Origin of the sequence: Flavobacterium supellecticarium (assembly GCF_004801375.1) — a bacterium.
Taxonomy (GTDB): domain Bacteria; phylum Bacteroidota; class Bacteroidia; order Flavobacteriales; family Flavobacteriaceae; genus Flavobacterium; species Flavobacterium supellecticarium.
Genome location: NZ_SSNZ01000003.1, coordinates 115474 through 137815 on the forward strand (window position 1 = coordinate 115474; position 22342 = coordinate 137815).

Below are 22342 nucleotides of genomic sequence, written 5' to 3' on the forward strand. Positions count from 1 at the left end.
AATTTTGAAAAGAAGAACTGACAAAAAAGCATTAAAATCTTTTTGGTGATGTTTTTGATGCGTAGCCGGAAGAAATAAATGGCATGAAAGAAATCGACTTTAAATTTTCACCTTCGGTACTGGCCTGGCCTTTGTACTTCGTTTTGACACTCTGGCTGGTTTTCTGGGTGGAGGTCAGGTTTAAGATTAGCCTTTCCGATTATGGGATTTACCCGCGAACATTGTCCGGGTTAAAAGGAATACTGTTTAGCCCGTTCCTGCATGGCGATATTAAACACCTTTATAATAATTCAATACCTTTATTAATGCTGATTGCTGCTACGCGATATTTCTATCGGAAACAGGCATTGGAAGTAATCGTATTGGGAATCCTGCTTTCGGGTTTCGGAACCTGGTTAATTGGCCGGGAAAGTTACCATATTGGTGCCAGTGGTTTGATTTATGTTTTGGTGAGTTTTATCTTTTTTAAAGGTATTCAAACCAAGTACTACCGACTGGTGGCTTTGTCGCTAACGATTATTGTATTGTATGGCGGAATGATTTGGTATATGTTTCCAAATCCGGAAGACAATATTTCGTGGGAAGGACACTTGTCGGGATTTATTGCGGGGTATTTACTATCGTTTTTTCTAAAAACACCCGAATATAAAAAGCCAATACGCTACGATTGGGAGCATCCCGATTTCGATCCGTCGCAGGATGCGTTTATGAAACATTTCGACGAAAATGGAAATTTTGTAAACCTTCCAAAAGAAGAAGAATTGGAAGTAATCGAACCGGATGTGCTTTCCGATAGCTATTTTAAATCGGATATGCCGGTTTATTATCGGATTATATACAAACCGAATTCGGATACAGAATCTGGAGATACGGCACAAAAAAAGGATTAAGTACTACTTAATCCTTTTTTGTGTTTATATTTTTAACTCCTCTGACGAACGGTTTCGTATAGAAATGCACCACAGGCAACCGAAACATTCAACGATGAGATTGTTCCAAACATTGGTAATTTTGCTTTTTCATCTACAATTTTCAATACCGAAGGATTAACGCCTTTGTCTTCACTTCCCATGATGATTGCTAAAGGACCACTTAGGTCAATATCATAAAGAAGGCTTTCGGTTTTTTCGGTGGCCGCTACGGTTTTAACGCCCGATCCCTGAAGGTAAAAAATAGCATCCTTGATATGGTCTACTTTACAAATAGGAACATTGAATACGGCACCGGCCGATGTTTTTACCGTGTCTCCGTTAACCGGAGCGGATCCCTGTTTCTGGATAATAATTCCATCAACACCGGTACATTCGGCCGTTCGGATAATGGCACCAAAATTACGGGCATCGGATAACTGATCTAAAATCAGAAAAAGTGGTTTTTCACTTTTTTCAATAACCGATTCTACCAGCGATTCAAGACTGTAAAAGGAAACCGGAGCAATACTGGCGACTGCTCCCTGATGATTATTAGAAGTTAATCGGTTTAGTTTTTCTATCGGAACATATGAAAAATTAATGCTGTTCTTTTTGAGTGTTTTCATCAATTCCTGCATCAGGTCGCCCTGCGCTTCTTTTTGAATAAAAACCTTATCTATTTCTTTTCCTGCATTTACGGCCTCAATAATTGCTCTGATGCCGAATATTAAATGTTCTTTTTCCATACCGGCAAAGATAGAAAAAACCATCACATAACCGCGTGATGGTTTTTAAGGAAATGAATGATATATAGAATTAATTGGTATCCCAGATTAGTTTTGTGTTTAAAAGGTCGCCTCCAATATTTTGCGCTGCCCGAAGGTATTGTTCTCCGTTCAGATCCTGAATGTTTGCAGGATAGGTTAACCGAGCCGGCATTTCTGTTAAGTTAATCAACGGTATAAAAGTATAGGTTAGCGTGTTGTTAACCGGATTAACGAGTGTTCCGGTTCCTCCCGGCTTAATGAGAATGTCCGGGTATCCGGTGCGTCTCCATTCAGCCCAGGCTTCATAGGGTTGCATAAACAAAGCGATGTATTTTTGCGTTAATACATTTTTCTGATTCGCTGCCGGAAGTCCGTTTATGTATGAGGTTATCTTTTCCTGCGAAATACCCCATTTTTCCATTGATGCCTGCACTCCCTTTTGATAATAGTCCTGATTCCATCCGTTTACTTCAGACAACAGAAAGGCTACTTCAGAATATTCCATGAGATATTCGGTATAGTCCGGTTTGAAAATGTTATAACTAAATAAAGAGACATGTCTAACCTGACTGGTGGTTAGCTGTGAAGAAATACCATAGGGCATTCCCTGATAGCGGGATAGATCGTCTGTCTCTTGGTAGTTTTTCTGTAACGAATTCGTTTTGGCAGTACCCACCGGAGCAATGAATTTTTGTAACCTCGGGTCGGGACTAAAAATACCGATCTGACCTTTTAAAAGATCAATAAAGGTTTTTGAGGCAGTATAGTCGGTGCGGTTGCTTATAAAAAAAGAAGCATAGGTTGGTGCCGGATTGATGGAGTTGTTTTCGAAAGTTACGCCTACGCTATCATTGTTAGACTGCATAACTCCCGATGTTATGGCTTCTTGAATTTGAGCTCCAGCTGTCGGAATAACATTTTTTACCCGGTTGCCTATTCGTAACCGCAATGAGTTACCGAATCGTTTTAATTTTTCGGCACTACCAAAAAGAAGATCCTGGTTTTCGTAAAAAATCACATCATTTAAATCGATGGATTCCACGGCCTCTTTCAATTCTTTTAATAAATCCGTATAAATTTTCTGTTGAGAGGCAAACTTAGGCGTTGGATTATTGGTGTCTAATGCCTGAAAATCGGGATCGTTATTTCCAAAAGAATAATACGGAATGTCGCCATAAGTGTCAACCAAATTGTGGAAAATATAGGCCAGCATAATTCGGGCAGCAGCAATCTGGTTGGTCGAATTACCATAGGTTGACATTTCGGAAGCTGTGACTGGATCGGTATTGAGGTCCAGTATCGATTTAAGATTTTTAGCCTTGGTATAGTAGGTGTTAAACAATCTGTGATTTGTACCTTCTCTAAACTGGAACCGATCTTCGTCGGTATAATTGAGCTGTGCGGAGTATTGCATCCAAGGTAATGTCATTCTGGCTGAACCAAATGATCCTCTTGTTGCTGAACCAACAATGGTTTTTGTTACATTATTAAATAAACCCGGGGTGCTTACCTTTATAGGTTCGTTTGGATTGGTATTGATTTCTTCAAACCGATCGGTGCAACTGGAAAAAGAAAGTGCTATGAATAGTACTATCGGTATGAATATCGATTTTAATTTGTTCATGATGTTGTGAGTTAAGTTAATCAGATTTTAATTGTTACATTCATTCCGTATGTTCTGGTAGAGGGAAGGGAACCACCTTCAAGTCCCTGTATATTCCCACTTCCGTAGCTGGTGTTTTCAGGGTCCATACCATTCCAGTGTAGCCCCCAGGCGAAAAGGTTACGCGCAAAAGCGGAAAAAGTTACTTGACTTATTTTCTTTCCAACAGCCTTTTTAGGGAGACTATAGCTTAAGGTCATTTCCCGTAGTTTAACATAGCTGGCATCAAAAACGTTTTGTGCATCAACGCTATTCGCGTATGCTTTTGCCCATCGGTAAGCAGAAACCACTTTGGTATTTGGACTTCCATCTTCCAAAACACCATCCAGTACTATTCCATTTTCCCGTATTCCATTGGCTGCTGTTTCTTCCATTATACCGGAAGAATGACCATACATGTGGGTAGTAGAAAAATAACTTCCCCCTTTTTGAATGTCGATCAGGCAACCTAAATTCCATTGCTTGTAATTGAAATTGTTTCGAATACCTATGTTGTAATCCGGAATAATACTGCCCAGTGTTTTTCGCGACCCTACTTTGTAAAAGCCATTGGCATTGACTATTTTTTCTCCGTCTTCATTATAGGCATAGTCAATTCCGTATAGTTGACCATATTTTTCGCCAACAATTGCTAATAGGCTAACCCGGAAAGGAGCCGAGGCTAATTGTCGTGATTTGGTGTCTTTATATAAGGAGAGGAGTTTATTGTCATTTTTGGAAAAGTTACCCTTGATGTCCCAGCTAAAGTTTGACGATTTGACTGGAGTGAGCGATAACGAAAGTTCAATACCGCGATTACGCATTTTACCGGCATTAATGTACTTTGAATAAAAGCCGGTTGCTGTAGTAATCTGTAATGGAGTAATAAGATCCCGGGTCACGTCTTCATAAAGGGAGAGGTCGAAACCCAAGCGGTTTTTTAAGAGCCGCACCTCCAATCCTATTTCCTTGCTAACTTTTGTCTCCGGGCTTAAGTCGGAATTGTTTGCCGCTACAGGGTTAGAATAGGAAGGAACCGTTTGAAAGGGGCTGTTTATAGTATAGTAATTAACAATCGAATAGGGACTGGCTCCATTACTTACCTGTGCCCAGCCACTTCTAAGTTTTCCATAGGATAACCACGAAACGTCTTTTAGTAATTCGGAAAAAATAAAACTACCGGTGACGGATGGGTAATTGGCCGGTCGGGCAACCGTAGAAAACCAGTCTTTACGATTGGTTGCTTCCAGATATAACATATTAGCATAACCCAAAGAAGCCATGGCATAAATACTGTTGACACGCAGTTGGGAATAATAATTTTGGGAAGTGGCCAGGTTTTTCGAATTGGTAAGATTGTATAAATTAGGGATTACCAAGCCTCCTGAAGTACTACCGGATAAAGCCTGATACTCATTGTGCCGACGGTTGATGCCAACAAATGAGTTAAGGCTGAATTGATCCCAGCGTTTGTCAAAATGCACTCGCGCTTCGTAATTCATCTCTGAGATCTGCCGTATAGTCTGTGAATATCGGGACATCGCCTGTGAATATACGGCTATTCTGTCCTCGATAGTAAAATTGTATTGGTCGCCATTTATGCTTCCGATGGCATAGAGGTTTTTGGTGAAATTGTATTTTAGTTTAAGGTTTCCGGTAAAACGGGTTCTTTGATCTTTGGAAGTGTTCTCGTAAGTTGTCCAGTACGGGTTATCGGAATACATTGGTGTGGCATCATGCCAGGACGTTCTGTTCCAGGAGCGTTGTTTTCCATTGGATAGTTTGTAGTTTTTTAGATTGTCGAAATCCAGTTGTCGTTGTCCCCACTGGAAAAATTTCTGCGCAACGGAATTGCCGGCATATCCCTGAGTAGGCCGGTTAAATGCATTGGTGTTGGTGTAGGTAAGGCTTCCGTCCAGCCGGAGTTTTTCGTGTAGTAATGTATTTCCATTTATAGAGAAGGTGTTTTTTGATAATTTTGAATTGGGGACTACCCCTGTTGTATTCTGGTTGGAAAGTGACATCCGTATAGAACCGTTTTTAGTACCATGACTCACTGCCATACTGGTGGTAGCGGTATAGCCGGTATTAAAAAAAGATTTTACATCTTTTCGGGGGCTAACCCAAGGTTTCGTTACCAGGTAGTCGTTTGGAAATTCCGGATCAAATGCACTCCAGGGAAGATACCGAAGGTTTGCATTGTACTTTGGTCCCCAACTTTCGTCGGTTCTATAGTCGGCAAGAGTGTAAAGCTGACCATTGATGGTTGCTGTCTCCATAGTAGTGGATGAACCGCCACCATATAGGTTTTGTAATTTGGGCATGATATAAATGTTTTCTAGTGTTAGACCGGTTTGCAGCGAAATTTCCGATTTTCCTTTTTTACCGGATTTTGTGGTATACATAATCACACCATTGGCAGCCCTTGAACCATATAGGGCGGCAGCCGGTCCTCCTTTTAATACGGAAACCGATTCGATATCGTCCGGATTGATGTCGGCTGCGGCATCACCATAATCCCTGCCGCCTGAGCCGCTTTCGGTGGAGTAGCTGTTGTAATTGGTATTGTCCATCGGAATACCATCAATCACAATAAGCGGATTGTTATTTCGAGTAATGGAACCCACACCCCGGATCAGGATTTTTGACGAACCACCCATAGTGGAGGGGGCGGTTACCTGAATTCCGGCAATATTACCGGATAATGCGCTCAGGGCATTGGTTTGCCCGGCGTGGTTGATTACGTCCCCTTTAATCTCCTGGACAGAATAGCCAACAGCTTTTTTTTCTCTTTTGATGCCTAATGCGGTTACAACAATAGTATCCATTTCGGTGACTTCTGGTTTCAGGATGATATTTAAAGGGTTACTATCGGCTTTGACATCTTTTGTTTTCATTCCCAGAAATGAAATCGTTAGGATGGCTGTCGGGCTTACTTTTATTGTATATTCCCCGTTGATGTCGGTCTGAATGCTGTTTGTTGTGCCTTTCTCAATAACGTTGACACCCGGTATGGGTAGGTTATTGGTATCGGTAATCTTACCTTTTACATTTCGCTCCTGGGCAAAGAAATACTGGGTTACTAATATGGTGGTTAGCAAAAACATAAACTTTATTCTCATAGGTCTACTTTTTTTGATTCCCATATAAGTTATAGCCTTAATGGAGGATGTGCAAAAAACATGACATTGAGTGGCTTTTTTTAAAATAATACAGTTTGATTTAGTTCTTACTATTGATACTGTAATATAATCGGATATAGTTGTTGAATTCTGTTTCGTTTTGTTGAAAGCATGATGCCGAATACTGTTGTTATTTCTAATTTAAGACGGTTCTGTGAAGAAATGAGTAGTATTTGCGTGTATTTAAGTAGGTAATAAGGAAGTAAAGTGTCTTGAAAATGGCACCAAATAAAATACGGATGGCTATCGGAAATAAAAAAACCACCACATAAAGGCTGTGATGGTTTTTAAATAACTCAAATAAAAGAACTTCGTTTTCTAATTTACATCCCAAAATACTTTGGTTGGTAATTTGTCGCCGCCTATGGCTGCGGATGCACTAACCCAGTTTGCATTGTTAACGGTTTGCTCGTTTACCGGATATGTCATACGTTTTGGCACTTGTCCTTCGGCTGCTGTAACAGCATTTGAAGGGGCCACAAGATTCGGGAAGTCAAGTCTTCTGTAACTCGTCCAGGCCTCGAAACCTCTGTTGAAGAAAGCGATCCAGGCTTGTTTGCCAATCTTTTCTTTGTAGGTTCCCGGTGCTGTCGCATAGTTAACACTTGGGTTTGCAAGATAAGTTGTCGCGTCACCAGCGGTAAGTCCCCAACTAAGGAACGAAGCTGTAATAGCGTTTTGGTAATATGTATCGGCCGTGCCACCTACTGAATAGCCTCGTGCCGCTGCTTCCGCTAAATAAAAGTTCACTTCCGAAGCTTCCATTAAGTAACTTGGGAAATTATCGGCTTTTAATGTGTTTCCGATAGGTGAAAAGTTTTGATATACGTTTGCAGCACCATTAATTCCGCCGATATAGTTGCCGTTTTTAAGTTCAAAGTATTCGGCTCTGCGCGGGTCGCTCAGGTTGTTCATTTCATCAACAATGGTTTTTGAAGAAACAAAGTCGTTACGGTTGCTGGCTACCAGATTCGCATAAATTGGATTGTACATGGGTGCGGCGCCCGGATATGCAAATTTAGCATTATCACCATTGTTTAAAATTACTCCGGCGGTAACGGCATCCTGAATTGTAGTTTGTGCCAGTGAAGTATTTACATCGGCAAGGTTGATCGCTAGTTTTACTTTTAAGGAGTTCGCAAACGTTTTCCATTTGGAAACATCACCTTGATAAATAAAATCACCGGTACTGAAGGAGATTTCGGAAGTATCCAGATTGGCAATCGCTGCATTTAATCGTGTAATCAATGCCGGATAGATGTCGGAATCGTTGTCGTATTTCGGTAATACAATGGTTGCCTGTAAGGATTCGGAATACGGAACGTCACCAAATGAATCGACCAGAATCTGGAAAGTATATACCTGAAGGATCTCAATAACCGCTTTTTTATTTTTTTGCTGTGTTTGCCATTGGGCCGACGACATTGTAGCCGGTTGGGTTTCGGTGTCGATTACCTGTTTGGCTGTTTCCAGATTTCCTAAAACGGTTCTGTATAAGGCGTTCCAGTGGTTGTTGGAAACATTTCGGGTTCTTAAATCGTATCTTGATTCTTCCGGGTATTGTGTAGCTGCCCAAAATTGGGAGAAAAAGCGGAATGGATTTAAGTTAACACTCGGCGTTGTCATCTGATCGACTAAAGCTTTTTGAGCATTCGTGAAAAGATTTTCCGCAGGAACATCGTATGATTTGTCTTTATCATAGTTGTAGGTTGAATCATCACTAATACATCCAACAGTAAGTAATGATACAAGTATCGAGGTATAAAATATCTTTTTCATCTTAGAAACTTGCTTTAATATTTAACGAATATACTCTTGTAGTTGGCATCACTCCGGACTGGTATCCTTGTATGTTACCAGATGATGTGCCCGCTTCCGGATCGGCATATGGAACGTTTTTGTCTATAATCCATAAGTTGTTTCCTAAAAGACTTAACGATAGTGATTTGAAGAATGTTCGTTCCAGAAGTTTGTTGTTAAAGTTATAGGATAGTCCAACTTCTCTTAGCTTAACATAGGAGGCATCGTAAATAAATGCTTTTGCCGGCGCCGATTGTGTACCAAAGGCCGATCCTACATAATTGGCTTCAATTCGTGTTGTGTTTGGTGTGCCATCGGCATAAACACCTTCTAAAATAACACCACCACCATTCGCTATCGAGTTTCGAACCGGATTGCCTAAGTCGTTAAGTCCGGCTGTTTCCGGATAGATACCACTGTATAAACCGTAGGCCATATCCAGGGAATATAAATCTCCGCCCTGTTTTACGTCGATAAGGAAATTCAACGATACATTTTTATAGGTGAAACGGTTGGAAATACCTCCAATCCAGTCGGCCTGAATGTTACCAATTACTTTGTTGGTGGCTGTTAAATAGTAACCGTCACTGTCTACTACTTTGTTTCCATTGGCGTCGTATACATAGTCGGTTCCTCTAAGTGTTCCGTACGGTTCTCCAACGGTGGCATTTAAACTCACACCACTTTGGAAAGTGGCCAGCTGCAGGTTGTCTCTTCCCTGATTTAAGGATACGACCTCATTTTTGTTTTTGGACCAGTTAATTGCAATCTGCCATTCAAAATCTTCTGTTTTAATAGGTGATCCGAATAACGAAGCTTCAATACCTCTGTTTCGCATTTCACCGGCATTGATTCGTGAGGTGGCATAGCTGGTAGAAGTGGATTGTGGTACATTGTAAATCTGGTCTGTAGTGTTACTCTGGTATAGGGATACGTCGAAATTTAATCGGTTTTTAAACATTGCTGCCTCAAGACCAAATTCCCAGCTTTTTAGTTTTTCTGCTTTTAAAGAGTTGAAATCGGAGTATACGGTTCCGTTTGAAAACATCAGGTTTCCGCCAATGATTCCATTGTTTACTTTTGATCCGATTAATCCCGGCGCAGGGTCGTTACCTACAACAGCATAGTTTCCTCTTAGTTTTAAGTTGCTTAACCACGGTGCGTTGATGAATTCGGAGGCAATTAAACTCGCTCCAACAGAATAATAGTTGTATTTGTTGTTGTTGGTTGGTAATGCTGTTGACTGATCTCTTCGGAAGGAACCTTCTATGAAAATGGTTCTCTTATAGTCGAAGGATGCCTGGGCATATAGACCCAATTTCTGATAATCGATTTCACTTTCTATTGGTGCAACAAACGATTTTGAATTGGCCAGTGTGAAAAGATGAGGGGCTACCAATCCTCCGATTGTGGAACTTTCAAATGAATCGGCATTGGATTTGATAAATGTTGATCCGGCTAATAATTTTCCGGAAAAATCTTCACCCATATTAAAGTTATATGTGGCAATGAAATCATAGGTTTGTTGTGTGAAGTTTCGGGTATACAGATTGTATCCGGACGTTTCGTCAAGATTTTGAATTCCGAATTCTTCGGCGTGACTACCAATAGCTTTTCGGATTTCCTGACGATCGAATGAATTGTCAATGGTTACCCGTCCTAAAATGTTCACATTTTTAACGACATCGGCTGATATGGTTGCTCCGGCTAAGAAACGTGTTCTTTTATCGCTCGAATAGTTTTCGTATCGATCCCAATACGGATTGTTCCAATAGGCCGGTGAAAAGTCGCCGTCTACAGGGCTGTTCATGTTCCAGGTAGCATTTGTCATGTTTCTGAAATATGAATTTCGTAATTCTGCAATGTCAATATTTGTTGGCCACCATTGTCTGAATCCGGTTATGATGTTGTCGTTATATCCAATACTGTTACGACCTGTGGTGTTTTGGTTCACATAGGTAAAGAAGGTGGTCGCTTTGATTTTATCGTTCAGATCACGGCCAAAATTACCATTGATAATGTTACGATTCAGGATACTGTTTGGAAGTATACCGGTTTCGTTGTTGTTCGTATAGCTAAAGTTGTAGGTGTTTTTTTCGTCACCTCCATTAATGTTTATGCTATTTATGGTGCTGAATGAATTTTTAAAGAAAGTGCCCGGATCGTTTGCACCGGCTACCCAAGGTGTTGGTTTTCCAAAGTTTGGATTTCCCTGATCGAATGCGTTCCATTGGTAAACCATTAAATTGGGATTAAAAGCGTTACCATATGAGGCATCGGCGGTCATGTCTAATAGTAGGTCGTTTATACCGTCGCCATTAACATCTGTCGTAATGAAGCTGTCATCGGCTCCGGAATAACCACCGGCTCCATATCCTTTTTGATATTTGGCAAAAGTCTTTTTATCGTAAGAACCAATAGAGGTGGTAGAGCTAATGCTAACGCCCATAGCGTTGTTTTTCTTACCTTTTTTTGTGGTGATCATAATAGCTCCGTTGGCTGCCTGGCTACCATATAGTGCGGTAGCGGCAGCGCCTTTTAAAACGGTAATCGATTCAATATTGTTTGGGTCGATATCGGAAGCGGAGTTCCCGTAGTCAAAACCTCTTCTACCACTTTGTGTATAATCCGAATTCAGGTTGGAGTTGCTAATAGGGACACCATCTACAACCATTAAGGCCTGATTGTTTCCTGTTAAACTTTTGGATCCTCGTAAAACAATATTCGTTGATCCTCCAAAATTTGAGTTTGTTTTCACTTCCAAACCGGAAACTTTTCCAGATAAGTTGTTTAGGAAGTTTACGGTAGGTGATGAGTTAACAGCTCTTTCATCCAGTTTTTGTGAAGAATATCCCAAAGATTTTTTATCCCTCGAAATACCTAAAGCGGTTACAACAACCCCTTCCAGTACTTTGGCTTCGTCTTCCATTTTTACATTTAATACGGTAGTGCTGGCTTTTACTTCCTGGGTTCTCATACCAATAAAAGTGTAAACCAGTGTTGCTGTTGGGGCAACTTTAACTTTGTAATTACCGTCAAAATCGGTTTGGGTTCCATTGGTAGTTCCTTTTTCAACTACGCTAACTCCGGGTAAGGGCAAACCATTTGTGTCGGTTACTTTTCCCGAAACGATTCTTTCCTGTGCAATCAGATTTTGCACCAGTAACACTAAAAAAAGTGTTAAAAAGGACTTGATTTTTACTCTCATTTTGGTTTTTGATTACGGTTATGCAATCAAATTTCTTAAAAAAAATCATAACAAACCAAAATAAATGTAAAAAAAATGCTAAAATTTTGTTTTGAAGCTAATGTGAATTATTGAGTTCGAAAGTTGTATTTCGTTATTTTTCGCGCTTCCATTGGCATAAATTATGTTAAAAAGCCCTGTCTTTGTTAATAATCCGAAGCCAAAGCCTAATCCGAGTAGGTTATCTTTATGGTTTGTGATTTTATCTTCAAAATAAGCGAAGTCTGTTATAGAATGAACATAAATATTGGAGGCGAGTATGTAACGGTATTCGATAAGTAAGCCGGAATATAAACTTGCCTGTAAACTATTTTCGTTAAAACCGCGTATCGAGTTGATGCCGCCAAAGCGATAGAGTTCATTAATTATATAATGATCACTTTGGAGATAGAAGGTTTGGTTACGGATGTTGAAAATGTTCCTCCGGTTGAGGTAAATGTTGTGGGAAGCATTGAGCTGAACGAAATATTGGTCGTTGGTTTCGTTTTTTGATTTTCGGCTACCGAGTCCGGTTCGTATCAGAAAACTGGTTTTTTCCGGAAATAAAAAGTCTTCCGGATTGTATTGTGCATATTCGTAGGTTCCGGTTACGAAGGAGTTGTTGTAATTGCTGAGACTGCTGGAGTTGGCTTTTTGAATGTCGACCGATTCGGTTTCCTGATAACCCAAAAACACTTTGGAATTATAATTGAAGTAATAGCCCAGATTGATGTCGGATGAGGTATTTTGAAAGGTGCTATCCTGTTTAAAGATTTTTAAACTTCCTTTTATTCCCAGTGGGCTTTTAAACAGATAAGGGATTTCGGCGCCTAGAGTAAAGGTGGTTTGTTCTTTTCCGTCGTTTTTCCAGTAGAGGTTGAATTTTTCTCCGGCATTTAGGATGTTGTTTAAAAGCAGGTCGAGGTAACCGTTGAATTTTACGGAACCATTATCGTCATTTGAAAAACCGACAAATCCATCAAAACGATTCGGTCGTGCTTTTTCCAGATATACATATACTTTGGTGCTGTCGGTGGTAAATAGGATTTCCGGATATTTAATTTGATTAACGAAAGGCAGGGCGTTAAAGTTGCTGTGAATTTCTTTGAGGTTGTTCTGGTTAAAAATGCGTTTTCGGTTTTGGCGTACGATGTTTCTACGGATACCTTCCGGAAATTTAGGGTAACCTGCAATGATGATATCATCCAGAATGCGTTTTTTTTCGGTGTCGATTTTTAATTCGGCATATAGCGTATTTTGATATTTTTTATGGTTGATCAGTTGGATGCTGCTTAAAGAATATCCTTTTTTTTCGAGTAGGTGAATATTGGTGTTCATAAAATCTTCTACTCCGGAAAGGGGAATGATCAGGGTGTCCTTATTTAAGTTGAGTAAATCGCGGACCGCAACGGTTATATTTTTAGTGAATATATGGATGCTATTGGTTTTTTTGCCCAGGTCGTATCGGAAAAGAAATGTGCTGTCATTTACTTTTTTTTGATCCAGTAAACTATTTTCGAGGTAGCCAATCTTTAACAGAGTGTTGGAGAAATTGTGGCTTTCGTCGAGTATCGATTTGGTATTGCTATGTTTTGATTGGTAGCCGATACTGTCGATCAATATGCTTTGTGTAGCGGAGTTGCCTTCGATTTTTAAATAGAGGTTCTGGGTCTTTCCAGATAGTGAAAGAAGCAGGAAAAGGGTAAGTAAAAATAGCTTTTTCAAAGACTAAATTGTTTTGGTAAAAATAACGCAAAATTTACAAAAAAGTATGCAGAAGTTATTTGTTGATTAATGTGGTTGAAAATTAATGATTTATGATTTGATTTGTTGAAAATAATTTCTACATTTGCAACCCCGTAAAAAGCGGGAATTTAATAACGTTAGAAATTTTATTAAACATTATGCCAACAATTCAACAATTAGTAAGAACAGGGAGAGCCCAGATAACTAAGAAGAGTAAATCGGCTGCTTTAGATTCTTGTCCTCAAAGAAGAGGGGTTTGTACGCGTGTTTACACTACTACACCAAAGAAACCAAACTCTGCAATGCGTAAAGTTGCGCGTGTACGTTTGACAAATGGTAATGAAGTGAATGCTTACATCCCAGGAGAAGGACACAATCTACAAGAGCACTCGATAGTATTAGTTAGAGGTGGAAGGGTAAAAGATTTACCAGGAGTTAGATACCACATCGTTCGTGGTGCTTTGGATACTGCCGGAGTTAACGGTAGAACTCAAAGAAGATCTAAGTATGGTGCTAAACGCCCTAAAGACAAAAAGTAATTTTTAAAAACTTTTAAAGAAAAGACATGAGAAAAAGACAGGCCAAAAAAAGACCTCTTTTACCAGATCCGAAATTTAACGACCAGTTAGTAACGCGTTTTGTAAATAACTTAATGTGGGATGGTAAAAAATCGACTGCTTTCAAAGTATTCTATGATGCTTTAGAGATCGTTGAGACTAAAAAGCAAGATGCAGAAAAATCCTCTTTGGAAATCTGGAAAGATGCATTAACTAATGTTATGCCTCACGTTGAAGTTCGTTCTCGTCGTGTAGGAGGAGCTACTTTCCAAATCCCGATGCAGATTCGTCCGGACAGAAAAATCTCTATGGCGATGAAATGGATGATTCTTTACGCTAGAAAAAGAAATGAGAAATCTATGGCAGGGAAACTTGCTTCTGAAATCTTGGCTGCTGCAAAAGAAGAAGGTGCTGCTGTTAAGAAAAGAATGGATACTCACAAAATGGCGGAAGCGAACAAAGCATTCTCTCACTTTAGATTTTAATTCATAAGAAACATTAGAAATGGCTAGAGATTTAAAATATACTAGAAATATCGGGATTGCTGCTCACATTGATGCGGGTAAAACTACAACAACAGAGCGTATTTTATTTTATACCGGGAAAACACACAAAATTGGTGAAGTACACGAAGGTGCTGCAACAATGGACTGGATGGAGCAGGAAGCAGAAAGAGGTATTACAATTACTTCTGCGGCTACAACCTGTACCTGGAATTTCCCAACTGAGCAAGGTAAAGCTACTGCTGATACTAAAGATTACCACTTTAACATTATCGATACCCCGGGTCACGTTGACTTTACGGTAGAGGTAAACCGTTCCCTACGTGTATTGGACGGATTGGTATTCTTATTCTCTGCAGTTGACGGAGTTGAGCCTCAGTCTGAAACAAACTGGAGACTTGCTGATAACTATAAAGTTCCACGTATGGGATTTGTTAACAAGATGGACCGTCAGGGTTCAAACTTCTTAGCAGTTTGTCAACAAGTTAAAGATATGTTGAAATCGAATGCAGTGCCATTGGTATTGCCAATCGGTGATGAAGCAGACTTTAGAGGAGTAGTAGATTTGATCAAAAACCAGGCGATTGTTTGGCATGATGAAACTCAGGGAGCTACTTTTGATATTATTCCAATTCCTGAAGATATGGTTGCTGATGCGAAACAATACAGAGCTCAGTTAATCGAGGAAGTGGCTGCATATGATGAAAACCTTTTAGAGAAATTCATGGAAGATGAAAGCTCTATTACTGAGGAAGAAATCAACAATGCATTAAGAAGAGCAACTATCGACATGGCGATTATTCCAATGTTGTGTGGTTCTTCATTCAAAAATAAAGGAGTTCAGTTTATGTTGGATTCAGTTTGTAAATTCTTGCCTTCTCCATTGGATAAAGAGGCTATCGAAGGTACAAATCCGGATACTGACGAGCCGATCTCTCGTAAACCATCCGTAAGTGAGCCATTTGCTGCTTTGGCATTTAAAATTGCTACTGACCCTTATGTAGGTCGTTTGGCATTCTTTAGAGCTTACTCGGGACGTTTAGATGCAGGTTCTTACGTATTGAACAACCGTTCTGGTAACAAAGAGCGTATCTCTCGTATTTACCAAATGCACGCGAACAAACAAAATCCAATCGAATATATTGAGGCTGGAGATATCGGAGCTGCTGTAGGATTTAAAGATATCAAGACTGGAGATACATTGTCAGATGAGAAACATCCGATTGTATTAGAGTCTATGGTATTCCCTGATCCGGTAATTGGTATCGCTGTTGAGCCAAAAACTAAAGCTGACGTTGATAAAATGGGTATGGCTTTAGCGAAATTGGCTGAAGAGGATCCAACGTTTACAGTTAGAACGGATCATGCTTCAGGACAAACGATTATCTCTGGTATGGGTGAGCTTCACTTGGATATCATTGTAGATCGTATGCGTCGTGAATTCAAAGTTGAGGTAAACCAAGGTGAGCCACAGGTTGAGTACAAAGAGGCGTTTACAAGAGCTGCTCAACACAGAGAAACGTACAAAAAACAATCTGGTGGACGTGGTAAATTCGGTGATATCGTATTTAGAATCGAGCCTGCTGATGAAGTTGACGGAAAAGTGCCTGTAGGATTACAATTCGTTAACGAAGTTAAAGGTGGTAACGTTCCTAAAGAATATATCCCTGCTGTTGAAAAAGGATTTAGAGAGGCTATGAAGTCAGGTCCTTTGGCTGGATATGAAGTGGATAGTTTAAAAGTTACTTTATTGGATGGATCTTTCCACCCTGTGGATTCCGATGCGCTTTCATTCGAATTGGCTGCTAAAATGGGATATAAAGAATCTGCTAAAGCGGCAGGTGCTGTAATCCTTGAGCCAATCATGAAGTTAGAGGTATTGACTCCGGAAGAGAACATGGGTGACATCGTTGGGGATTTGAACCGTCGTAGAGGTCAGATCAACAACATGGATGACAGAGCAGGTGCTAAAGTTGTTAAAGCTAGCGTGCCGCTTTCTGAAATGTTCGGATATGTTACTACATTAAGAACATTGTCTTCTGGTAGAGCAACATCTACAATGGAATTCTCGCACTATGCAGAGACGCCAAGCAACATCTCTGAAGAGGTAATCAAAAAAGCAAAAGGTAACGCTTAATTTTTAGGAAAATGAGTCAAAAAATCAGAATAAAATTAAAGTCTTACGATCACAACTTAGTGGATAAATCTGCTGAGAAAATCGTAAAAACTGTAAAAAGTACAGGAGCTGTGGTAACTGGTCCAATTCCGTTGCCTACGCACAAAAAGATTTTCACTGTGTTACGTTCTCCACACGTAAACAAAAAATCAAGAGAGCAATTCGAAGTTAGTTCATACAAAAGATTATTAGATATCTATTCTTCATCTTCAAAAACAATTGACGCTCTAATGAAATTAGAGTTACCAAGCGGAGTTGAGGTAGAAATCAAAGTGTGATAAAACTCGCATTTTAAAGTATTTAAGCATTAAGTTTTTTTATTTAAAACTTAATGCTTACTTTTGCGCACTCTAAAAATAAAAATATTCAATAAGTAATTAATAATTAGTTTTATATGTCTGGGTTAATTGGTAGAAAAATCGGCATGACTAGTATCTTCGACGAGAACGGGAAAAATATTCCTTGTACAGTTATCGAAGCTGGTCCATGCGTTGTTACCCAAGTCAGAACCAATGAGGTTGACGGGTATGAAGCGTTACAACTTGGTTTCGATGACAAAACAGAAAAACACGCTACTAAAGCTGAGTTAGGTCACTTTAAAAAAGCGGGAACTGTTGCGAAAAAGAAAGTCGTTGAATTCCAGGATTTTGTAACGGAACACAAATTAGGTGATGTAATCACGGTTGATGTGTTCAGTGAAGGTGAGTTTGTGGACGTGGTAGGCGTTTCAAAAGGTAAAGGTTTCCAGGGGGTTGTTAAACGTCACGGTTTTGGTGGTGTTGGACAGGCTACTCATGGTCAGCACAACCGTTTGAGAGCACCAGGTTCTGTTGGAGCATCATCTTATCCATCTAGAGTATTCAAAGGGATGCGTATGGCTGGAAGAACAGGAGGAGAAAATGTAACAGTTCAAAACCTTAGAGTTTTAAAAGTAGTTGCTGAAAAGAACTTACTTTTAGTTAAAGGAGCTATTCCTGGACACAAAAACTCTTACGTAATCATTCAAAAGTAATGGAAGTAAAAGTATTAGATATCAACGGAAAAGATACAGGTCGTAAAGTACAACTTGCTGACTCTGTATTCGCAATTGAGCCTAATAACCATGCGGTATATCTTGATGTTAAACAATATTTGGCAAATCAAAGACAAGGTACTCACAAAGCTAAAGAAAGAGCTGAAGTAACCGGAAGTACCCGTAAGGTTAAAAAACAAAAAGGAACTGGTACTGCTCGTGCGGGAAGTGTTAAGTCTCCTTTGTTCAAAGGTGGAGGTACGGTTTTCGGTCCTAGACAAAGAAGCTACTCTTTTAAATTGAACAAAACTTTAAAGAGATTGGCTCGTAAATCAGCTTTCTCAATTAAAGCAAGTGAGTCAAATTTAGTAGTTCTTGAAGACTTTACATTTGAAACACCAAACACTAAAAATTTCATTAACGTATTGAAAGCTTTAGGGTTAGAAAACAAAAAATCTTTATTTGTGTTGGGTGAATCAAATAAAAATGTATATTTGTCGTCACGCAATTTAAAGGCTTCTACTGTTGTAACTACTTCAGAATTAAGTACTTATGCTATTTTGAATGCAAATAGTTTAGTGCTTTTAGAAGGTTCATTAGAAGGAATTGAAGAAAATTTAAGCAAATAATAGGGCTATGAGTATCATAATTAAACCTATCATTACTGAAAAAATTACCAAAGACGGAGAAGTTTTTAACCGCTTTGGTTTCGTTGTTGATAAAAAAGCGAACAAAATTCAAATCAAAAATGCTGTTGAAGCGGCTTATGGTGTGAATGTGGTTGCTGTAAATACAATGAATTACAGAGCTGATAGAACGGTTAAATACACTAAGAGTGGTTTAATCAGTGGAAAGACTAATGCTTACAAAAAAGCGGTAGTTCAAGTACAAGAAGGAGAAACAATAGATTTTTATAATAATATCTAATAGAAAATGTCAGTTAGAAAATTAAAACCTATTACCCCGGGTCAGCGTTTTAGAGTTGTGAATAGCTTTGACACTATTACAACTGATAAGCCGGAGCGTTCTTTGATCGCACCGAAAAAAAACTCTGGAGGTAGAAATAGTCAAGGAAAGATGACCATGCGCTACACAGGTGGTGGTCACAAACAAAAGTATCGTATCATCGATTTTAAAAGAACTAAAGTGGGAATTCCTGCAACAGTTAAAACAATCGAGTATGATCCGAATCGTTCAGCGTTTATTTCGTTATTGTACTATGCAGATGGTGCTAAAACGTATATCATCGCTCAAAATGGTTTACAAGTAGGACAAACTGTAGTTTCTGGTCCGGATGCGGCTCCAGAAATTGGTAATACTTTACCTTTAAGTAAAATTCCTCTAGGAACTGTTATTTCTTGTATTGAGTTAAGACCAGGACAAGGTGCGGTTATCGCTCGTTCGGCTGGTACTTTTGCTCAGTTAATGGCGAGAGACGGTAAATATGCTACAATCAAAATGCCTTCAGGAGAGACAAGATTAATCTTGTTGACTTGTTCTGCAACAATTGGAGCAGTATCTAACTCAGACCACCAATTGATCGTTTCTGGTAAAGCTGGTAGATCAAGATGGTTAGGTAGAAGACCGAGAACTAGACCGGTAGCTATGAACCCAGTAGATCACCCAATGGGTGGTGGAGAAGGACGTTCTTCTGGAGGACATCCACGTTCAAGAAAAGGTTTACCTGCTAAAGGTTATAGAACTCGTTCTAAAGTTAACCCGAGTAATAAGTATATCGTAGAACGTAGAAAGAAATAATAAGTAAGACATGGCACGTTCATTAAAAAAAGGACCTTTTGTACACTATAAATTAGATAAAAAAGTTCAGGAAAATATCGAAAAAGGTAATAAAGGAGTAGTAAAGACTTGGTCTAGAGCTTCTATGATTACTCCGGATTTTGTTGGACAAACTATCGCAGTTCACAACGGTCGTCAATTTGTACCTGTTTACGTAACAGAAAACATGGTAGGTCATAAATTAGGAGAGTTTTCGCCAACAAGATCTTTTAGAGGTCATGCTGGAGCTAAAAATAAAGGTAAAAAATAATAAGAAGCTATGGGAGTTCGTAAAAGAGAAAGAGCCGAGCAGATTAAAGAAGCTAATAAGCAAATTGCATTTGCTAAGCTAAATAACTGCCCTACTTCACCTAGAAAAATGCGCTTAGTGGCAGATTTAGTTAGAGGTCAGAAGGTAGAAAAAGCTCTTAATATATTAAGATTTAGTTCAAAAGAAGCTTCTCGTAAATTAGAGAAACTGTTGTTATCAGCTATCGCTAACTGGCAAGCTAAAAACGCAGATGCTAATATGGAAGAAGCAGGCTTATTCGTAAAAGAGATCCGTGTTGATGGTGGTATGATGTTAAAAAGACTTCGCCCAGCTCCACAAGGTCGCGCGCACAGAATCAGAAAACGTTCTAACCACGTTACAATCGTGATTGGAGATATTAATAACACACAAAGCAATTAATAAAGATGGGACAAAAGACAAATCCAATCGGAAATCGCCTTGGTATCATCAGAGGATGGGATTCTAACTGGTATGGTGGAAATGACTACGGTGATAAACTTGCCGAAGACCACAAAATCAGAAAGTACATTCATGCTCGTTTATCAAAAGCTAGTGTATCAAAAGTAATCATCGAGAGAACTTTAAAACTTGTAACCGTTACTATCACTACTGCCAGACCTGGTATCATTATCGGAAAAGGTGGACAAGAGGTAGACAAGTTAAAAGAAGAGCTTAAGAAAATTACTGACAAAGAGGTTCAAATCAACATCTTTGAAATTAAAAGACCAGAACTTGATGCTTACTTAGTAGGTACAAGTATCGCGCGTCAGATCGAAAGTCGTATTTCGTACAGACGTGCTATTAAAATGGCTATTGCTGCTGCTATGCGTATGAACGCTGAAGGTATCAAAGTTATGATCTCTGGTCGTTTGAATGGAGCTGAAATGGCACGTTCAGAAATGTTCAAAGAAGGTCGTATTCCTCTATCAACTTTCAGAGCTGACATCGATTACTCACTTGCTGAAGCACATACTACTTACGGTAGAATGGGAATCAAAGTGTGGATCATGAAAGGTGAAGTTTACGGTAAGAGAGATCTTTCTCCGTTAGTAGGTATGGACAAAAAACAGTCTAAACCTTCAGGATCTTCTCCTGCAAAAGGAAATGGTAGACCAAACCAACGCAAAAGAAAGTAATTTTTAAACTAAAGAAAAATGTTACAGCCTAAAAGAACAAAATACCGTAAGGTACAGAAGGGTAAAATGAAAGGCATTTCTCAAAGAGGACATGAACTTTCTAATGGAATGTTTGGTATTAAATCTTTAGATTCAACTTTCATTACTTCTCGTCAAATCGAAGCAGCTCGTATTGCTGCAACGCGTTACATGAAAAGAGAAGGTCAGTTGTGGATTAAAATTTTCCCAGACAAGCCTATCACCAAGAAACCTCTTGAAGTACGTATGGGTAAAGGTAAAGGTGCAGTTGAATATTGGGCTGCAGTTGTGAAACCTGGAAGAATTATGTTTGAAGTTGGAGGAGTTCCTCTATCTGTAGCAAAAGAGGCGTTACGTCTTGCTGCTCAAAAACTTCCTGTTAAAACTAAGTTTATCGTTGCTAGAGATTTCGAAGCATAATCAATTTTTATTATGAAACAATCAGAAATTAAAAATCTATCTGCAGCTGAGTTACAAGGACAACTTAGTCAGTTAAAGAAGACATATGCCGACCTAAAAACAGCTCACGCTATTTCTCCAATTGAAAATCCATTACAATTAAGAACTGTAAGAAGATCAATTGCTAGAGTTGCGACTGAGCTAAGCAAAAGAGAGTTACAATAATTGTAGTCTGCTGAAAGATGGAAAAAAGAAATTTAAGAAAAGAAAGAATTGGTGTTGTTACTAGTAACAAAATGGAAAAATCTATTGTTGTTTCTGAAACAAGAAAAGTAAAACACCCATTATATGGTAAGTTCGTGTTAAAAACGAAAAAATACGTTGCACACGACGAAACAAACGATTGCAACATTGGAGATACTGTACGAATCATGGAGACTCGTCCGTTAAGTAAATCGAAATGTTGGAGATTAGTTGAAATCATTGAAAGAGCGAAATAATTATGGTACAACAGGAATCTAGATTAAAAGTAGCAGATAACACGGGAGCTAAAGAAGTTTTAACTATCCGTGTTTTAGGAGGAACGAAACGTCGTTATGCCTCTGTTGGAGATAAAATTGTAGTGTCTATTAAAGATGCAACACCTAACGGTAACGTTAAAAAAGGTGCTGTTTCCACTGCAGTTGTTGTACGTACCAAAAAAGAAGTGCGAAGAGCCGATGGTTCATACATCAGATTTGACGATAACGCTTGCGTATTGTTAAACGCTGCTGGTGAAATGAGAGGTACTCGTGTTTTTGGTCCGGTAGCCAGAGAACTTCGTGAAAAACAATTCATGAAAATTGTATCATTAGCACCAGAAGTGCTTTAATTCGTTGTAAAGATGATGAAGCTAAAAATAAAATCAGGAGATATCGTAAAAGTAATCGCCGGTGACCATAAAGGTGCTGAAGGTAAAGTTTTACGTGTACTTCGCGAGAAAAACAAAGCGATTATTGAAGGCGTTAACATGGTGTCGAAACATACGAAACCAAGTGCTAAAAACCCTCAAGGTGGTATCGTGAAAAAAGAAGCTCCTATTCATATCTCTAACATCGCTTTAATCGATCCTAAAACTAAGTCTGCGACTAAAGTTGGGGTGAAAGTTGAAGGAGATAAGAAAGTGAGAATTTCTAAAAAATCTAATCAAGTATTGTAGT

The 22342-nt window shown here is 39.1% G+C and carries 23 protein-coding genes; 17 read left to right on the forward strand and 6 right to left on the reverse strand.

Annotated elements, in window-relative coordinates:
* Positions 1-83: 83 nt before the first annotated feature.
* A complete protein-coding gene (locus tag E6C50_RS09680) occupies positions 84-890 on the forward strand; it encodes a rhomboid family intramembrane serine protease (RefSeq protein ID WP_136403035.1) in 807 nt (268 codons plus the stop codon).
* A gap of 32 nt (positions 891-922) precedes the next feature.
* On the opposite strand, the gene rlmB is transcribed toward E6C50_RS09680, so the two are convergent.
* The 6 genes from rlmB to E6C50_RS09710 form a co-directional block, all read right to left on the reverse strand.
* The gene (gene rlmB / locus E6C50_RS09685; protein WP_136403036.1) at positions 923-1657 is read right to left on the reverse strand and encodes a 23S rRNA (guanosine(2251)-2'-O)-methyltransferase RlmB; all 735 of its coding nucleotides are present in this window, start codon (positions 1655-1657) and stop codon (positions 923-925) included.
* Between the two features lie 70 nt (positions 1658-1727).
* Positions 1728-3302: a SusD/RagB family nutrient-binding outer membrane lipoprotein gene (locus E6C50_RS09690; RefSeq protein ID WP_136403037.1), complete on the reverse strand. Its 1575-nt coding sequence runs from the start codon at positions 3300-3302 to the stop codon at positions 1728-1730.
* A gap of 20 nt (positions 3303-3322) precedes the next feature.
* Positions 3323-6442: a SusC/RagA family TonB-linked outer membrane protein gene (locus E6C50_RS09695; protein WP_136403038.1), complete on the reverse strand. Its 3120-nt coding sequence runs from the start codon at positions 6440-6442 to the stop codon at positions 3323-3325.
* 378 nt (positions 6443-6820) lie between these two features.
* On the reverse strand, positions 6821-8281 hold the full coding sequence (locus E6C50_RS09700; RefSeq protein ID WP_136403039.1) for a SusD/RagB family nutrient-binding outer membrane lipoprotein: 1461 nt from the start codon (positions 8279-8281) through the stop codon (positions 6821-6823).
* A gap of 1 nt (position 8282) precedes the next feature.
* On the reverse strand, positions 8283-11510 hold the full coding sequence (locus E6C50_RS09705) for a SusC/RagA family TonB-linked outer membrane protein (RefSeq protein ID WP_136403040.1): 3228 nt from the start codon (positions 11508-11510) through the stop codon (positions 8283-8285).
* Positions 11511-11588: 78 nt separating this feature from the next.
* Positions 11589-13253, reverse strand: a complete 1665-nt coding sequence (locus E6C50_RS09710) for a BamA/TamA family outer membrane protein (protein ID WP_136403041.1) — start codon at positions 13251-13253, stop codon at positions 11589-11591.
* 179 nt (positions 13254-13432) lie between these two features.
* Between E6C50_RS09710 and rpsL the strand changes: the two genes are divergently transcribed.
* The 16 genes from rpsL to rplX all read left to right on the forward strand — a co-directional run bounded on the left by rpsL (position 13433) and on the right by rplX (position 22341).
* Positions 13433-13813, forward strand: coding sequence for a 30S ribosomal protein S12 (gene rpsL, locus E6C50_RS09715; protein ID WP_114757561.1), 381 nt, complete (start codon positions 13433-13435; stop codon positions 13811-13813).
* 26 nt (positions 13814-13839) lie between these two features.
* Complete coding sequence (gene rpsG / locus E6C50_RS09720) at positions 13840-14316, forward strand: 30S ribosomal protein S7 (protein ID WP_136403042.1); 477 nt, start codon at positions 13840-13842, stop codon at positions 14314-14316.
* A 19-nt stretch (positions 14317-14335) separates the two neighbouring features.
* Positions 14336-16471, forward strand: coding sequence for an elongation factor G (fusA, locus tag E6C50_RS09725; RefSeq protein WP_136403043.1), 2136 nt, complete (start codon positions 14336-14338; stop codon positions 16469-16471).
* Positions 16472-16482: 11 nt separating this feature from the next.
* On the forward strand, positions 16483-16788 hold the full coding sequence (gene rpsJ, locus E6C50_RS09730) for a 30S ribosomal protein S10 (protein WP_136403044.1): 306 nt from the start codon (positions 16483-16485) through the stop codon (positions 16786-16788).
* A gap of 116 nt (positions 16789-16904) precedes the next feature.
* Positions 16905-17522: a 50S ribosomal protein L3 gene (rplC, locus tag E6C50_RS09735; protein ID WP_136403045.1), complete on the forward strand. Its 618-nt coding sequence runs from the start codon at positions 16905-16907 to the stop codon at positions 17520-17522.
* Positions 17522-18151, forward strand: coding sequence for a 50S ribosomal protein L4 (rplD, locus tag E6C50_RS09740; protein ID WP_136403046.1), 630 nt, complete (start codon positions 17522-17524; stop codon positions 18149-18151). Before rplC ends, rplD begins: the two co-directional genes overlap by 1 nt.
* 7 nt (positions 18152-18158) lie before the next feature.
* The gene (gene rplW / locus E6C50_RS09745; protein ID WP_136403047.1) at positions 18159-18449 is read left to right on the forward strand and encodes a 50S ribosomal protein L23; all 291 of its coding nucleotides are present in this window, start codon (positions 18159-18161) and stop codon (positions 18447-18449) included.
* A gap of 6 nt (positions 18450-18455) precedes the next feature.
* Positions 18456-19280, forward strand: a complete 825-nt coding sequence (gene rplB, locus E6C50_RS09750; protein ID WP_136403048.1) for a 50S ribosomal protein L2 — start codon at positions 18456-18458, stop codon at positions 19278-19280.
* A 10-nt stretch (positions 19281-19290) separates the two neighbouring features.
* A complete protein-coding gene (rpsS, locus tag E6C50_RS09755; RefSeq protein WP_014085019.1) occupies positions 19291-19569 on the forward strand; it encodes a 30S ribosomal protein S19 in 279 nt (92 codons plus the stop codon).
* Positions 19570-19578: 9 nt separating this feature from the next.
* Positions 19579-19989, forward strand: a complete 411-nt coding sequence (rplV, locus tag E6C50_RS09760) for a 50S ribosomal protein L22 (protein WP_136403049.1) — start codon at positions 19579-19581, stop codon at positions 19987-19989.
* 5 nt (positions 19990-19994) lie between these two features.
* Positions 19995-20726 (forward strand): 30S ribosomal protein S3, encoded by a 732-nt coding sequence (gene rpsC, locus E6C50_RS09765; protein WP_136403050.1) that lies wholly within the window; start codon positions 19995-19997, stop codon positions 20724-20726.
* Positions 20727-20744: 18 nt separating this feature from the next.
* On the forward strand, positions 20745-21164 hold the full coding sequence (rplP, locus tag E6C50_RS09770; protein ID WP_136403051.1) for a 50S ribosomal protein L16: 420 nt from the start codon (positions 20745-20747) through the stop codon (positions 21162-21164).
* A 12-nt stretch (positions 21165-21176) separates the two neighbouring features.
* A complete protein-coding gene (rpmC, locus tag E6C50_RS09775) occupies positions 21177-21368 on the forward strand; it encodes a 50S ribosomal protein L29 (RefSeq protein ID WP_136403052.1) in 192 nt (63 codons plus the stop codon).
* Between the two features lie 17 nt (positions 21369-21385).
* Complete coding sequence (gene rpsQ / locus E6C50_RS09780) at positions 21386-21643, forward strand: 30S ribosomal protein S17 (RefSeq protein WP_136403053.1); 258 nt, start codon at positions 21386-21388, stop codon at positions 21641-21643.
* 2 nt (positions 21644-21645) lie between these two features.
* Entirely contained in the window at positions 21646-22014 is a 369-nt protein-coding gene (rplN, locus tag E6C50_RS09785; protein WP_007803649.1) for a 50S ribosomal protein L14, read from the forward strand.
* A 12-nt stretch (positions 22015-22026) separates the two neighbouring features.
* On the forward strand, positions 22027-22341 hold the full coding sequence (gene rplX / locus E6C50_RS09790) for a 50S ribosomal protein L24 (protein WP_136403054.1): 315 nt from the start codon (positions 22027-22029) through the stop codon (positions 22339-22341).
* Position 22342 lies beyond the last annotated feature (1 nt).

Excerpts from the sequence above, each read along its gene's own strand:
- E6C50_RS09680 (WP_136403035.1), top strand. The coding sequence starts at position 84 with ATGAAAGAAATCGACTTTAAATTTTCACCTTCGGTACTGGCCTGGCCT.
- rlmB (WP_136403036.1), bottom strand. The coding sequence starts at position 1,657 with ATGGAAAAAGAACATTTAATATTCGGCATCAGAGCAATTATTGAGGCC.
- E6C50_RS09690 (WP_136403037.1), bottom strand. The coding sequence starts at position 3,302 with ATGAACAAATTAAAATCGATATTCATACCGATAGTACTATTCATAGCA.
- E6C50_RS09695 (WP_136403038.1), bottom strand. The coding sequence starts at position 6,442 with ATGAGAATAAAGTTTATGTTTTTGCTAACCACCATATTAGTAACCCAG.
- E6C50_RS09700 (WP_136403039.1), bottom strand. The coding sequence starts at position 8,281 with ATGAAAAAGATATTTTATACCTCGATACTTGTATCATTACTTACTGTT.
- E6C50_RS09705 (WP_136403040.1), bottom strand. The coding sequence starts at position 11,510 with ATGAGAGTAAAAATCAAGTCCTTTTTAACACTTTTTTTAGTGTTACTG.
- rpsL (WP_114757561.1), top strand. The coding sequence starts at position 13,433 with ATGCCAACAATTCAACAATTAGTAAGAACAGGGAGAGCCCAGATAACT.
- rpsG (WP_136403042.1), top strand. The coding sequence starts at position 13,840 with ATGAGAAAAAGACAGGCCAAAAAAAGACCTCTTTTACCAGATCCGAAA.
- fusA (WP_136403043.1), top strand. The coding sequence starts at position 14,336 with ATGGCTAGAGATTTAAAATATACTAGAAATATCGGGATTGCTGCTCAC.
- rpsJ (WP_136403044.1), top strand. The coding sequence starts at position 16,483 with ATGAGTCAAAAAATCAGAATAAAATTAAAGTCTTACGATCACAACTTA.
- rplC (WP_136403045.1), top strand. The coding sequence starts at position 16,905 with ATGTCTGGGTTAATTGGTAGAAAAATCGGCATGACTAGTATCTTCGAC.
- rplD (WP_136403046.1), top strand. The coding sequence starts at position 17,522 with ATGGAAGTAAAAGTATTAGATATCAACGGAAAAGATACAGGTCGTAAA.
- rplW (WP_136403047.1), top strand. The coding sequence starts at position 18,159 with ATGAGTATCATAATTAAACCTATCATTACTGAAAAAATTACCAAAGAC.
- rplB (WP_136403048.1), top strand. The coding sequence starts at position 18,456 with ATGTCAGTTAGAAAATTAAAACCTATTACCCCGGGTCAGCGTTTTAGA.
- rpsS (WP_014085019.1), top strand. The coding sequence starts at position 19,291 with ATGGCACGTTCATTAAAAAAAGGACCTTTTGTACACTATAAATTAGAT.
- rplV (WP_136403049.1), top strand. The coding sequence starts at position 19,579 with ATGGGAGTTCGTAAAAGAGAAAGAGCCGAGCAGATTAAAGAAGCTAAT.
- rpsC (WP_136403050.1), top strand. The coding sequence starts at position 19,995 with ATGGGACAAAAGACAAATCCAATCGGAAATCGCCTTGGTATCATCAGA.
- rplP (WP_136403051.1), top strand. The coding sequence starts at position 20,745 with ATGTTACAGCCTAAAAGAACAAAATACCGTAAGGTACAGAAGGGTAAA.
- rpmC (WP_136403052.1), top strand. The coding sequence starts at position 21,177 with ATGAAACAATCAGAAATTAAAAATCTATCTGCAGCTGAGTTACAAGGA.
- rpsQ (WP_136403053.1), top strand. The coding sequence starts at position 21,386 with ATGGAAAAAAGAAATTTAAGAAAAGAAAGAATTGGTGTTGTTACTAGT.
- rplN (WP_007803649.1), top strand. The coding sequence starts at position 21,646 with ATGGTACAACAGGAATCTAGATTAAAAGTAGCAGATAACACGGGAGCT.
- rplX (WP_136403054.1), top strand. The coding sequence starts at position 22,027 with ATGATGAAGCTAAAAATAAAATCAGGAGATATCGTAAAAGTAATCGCC.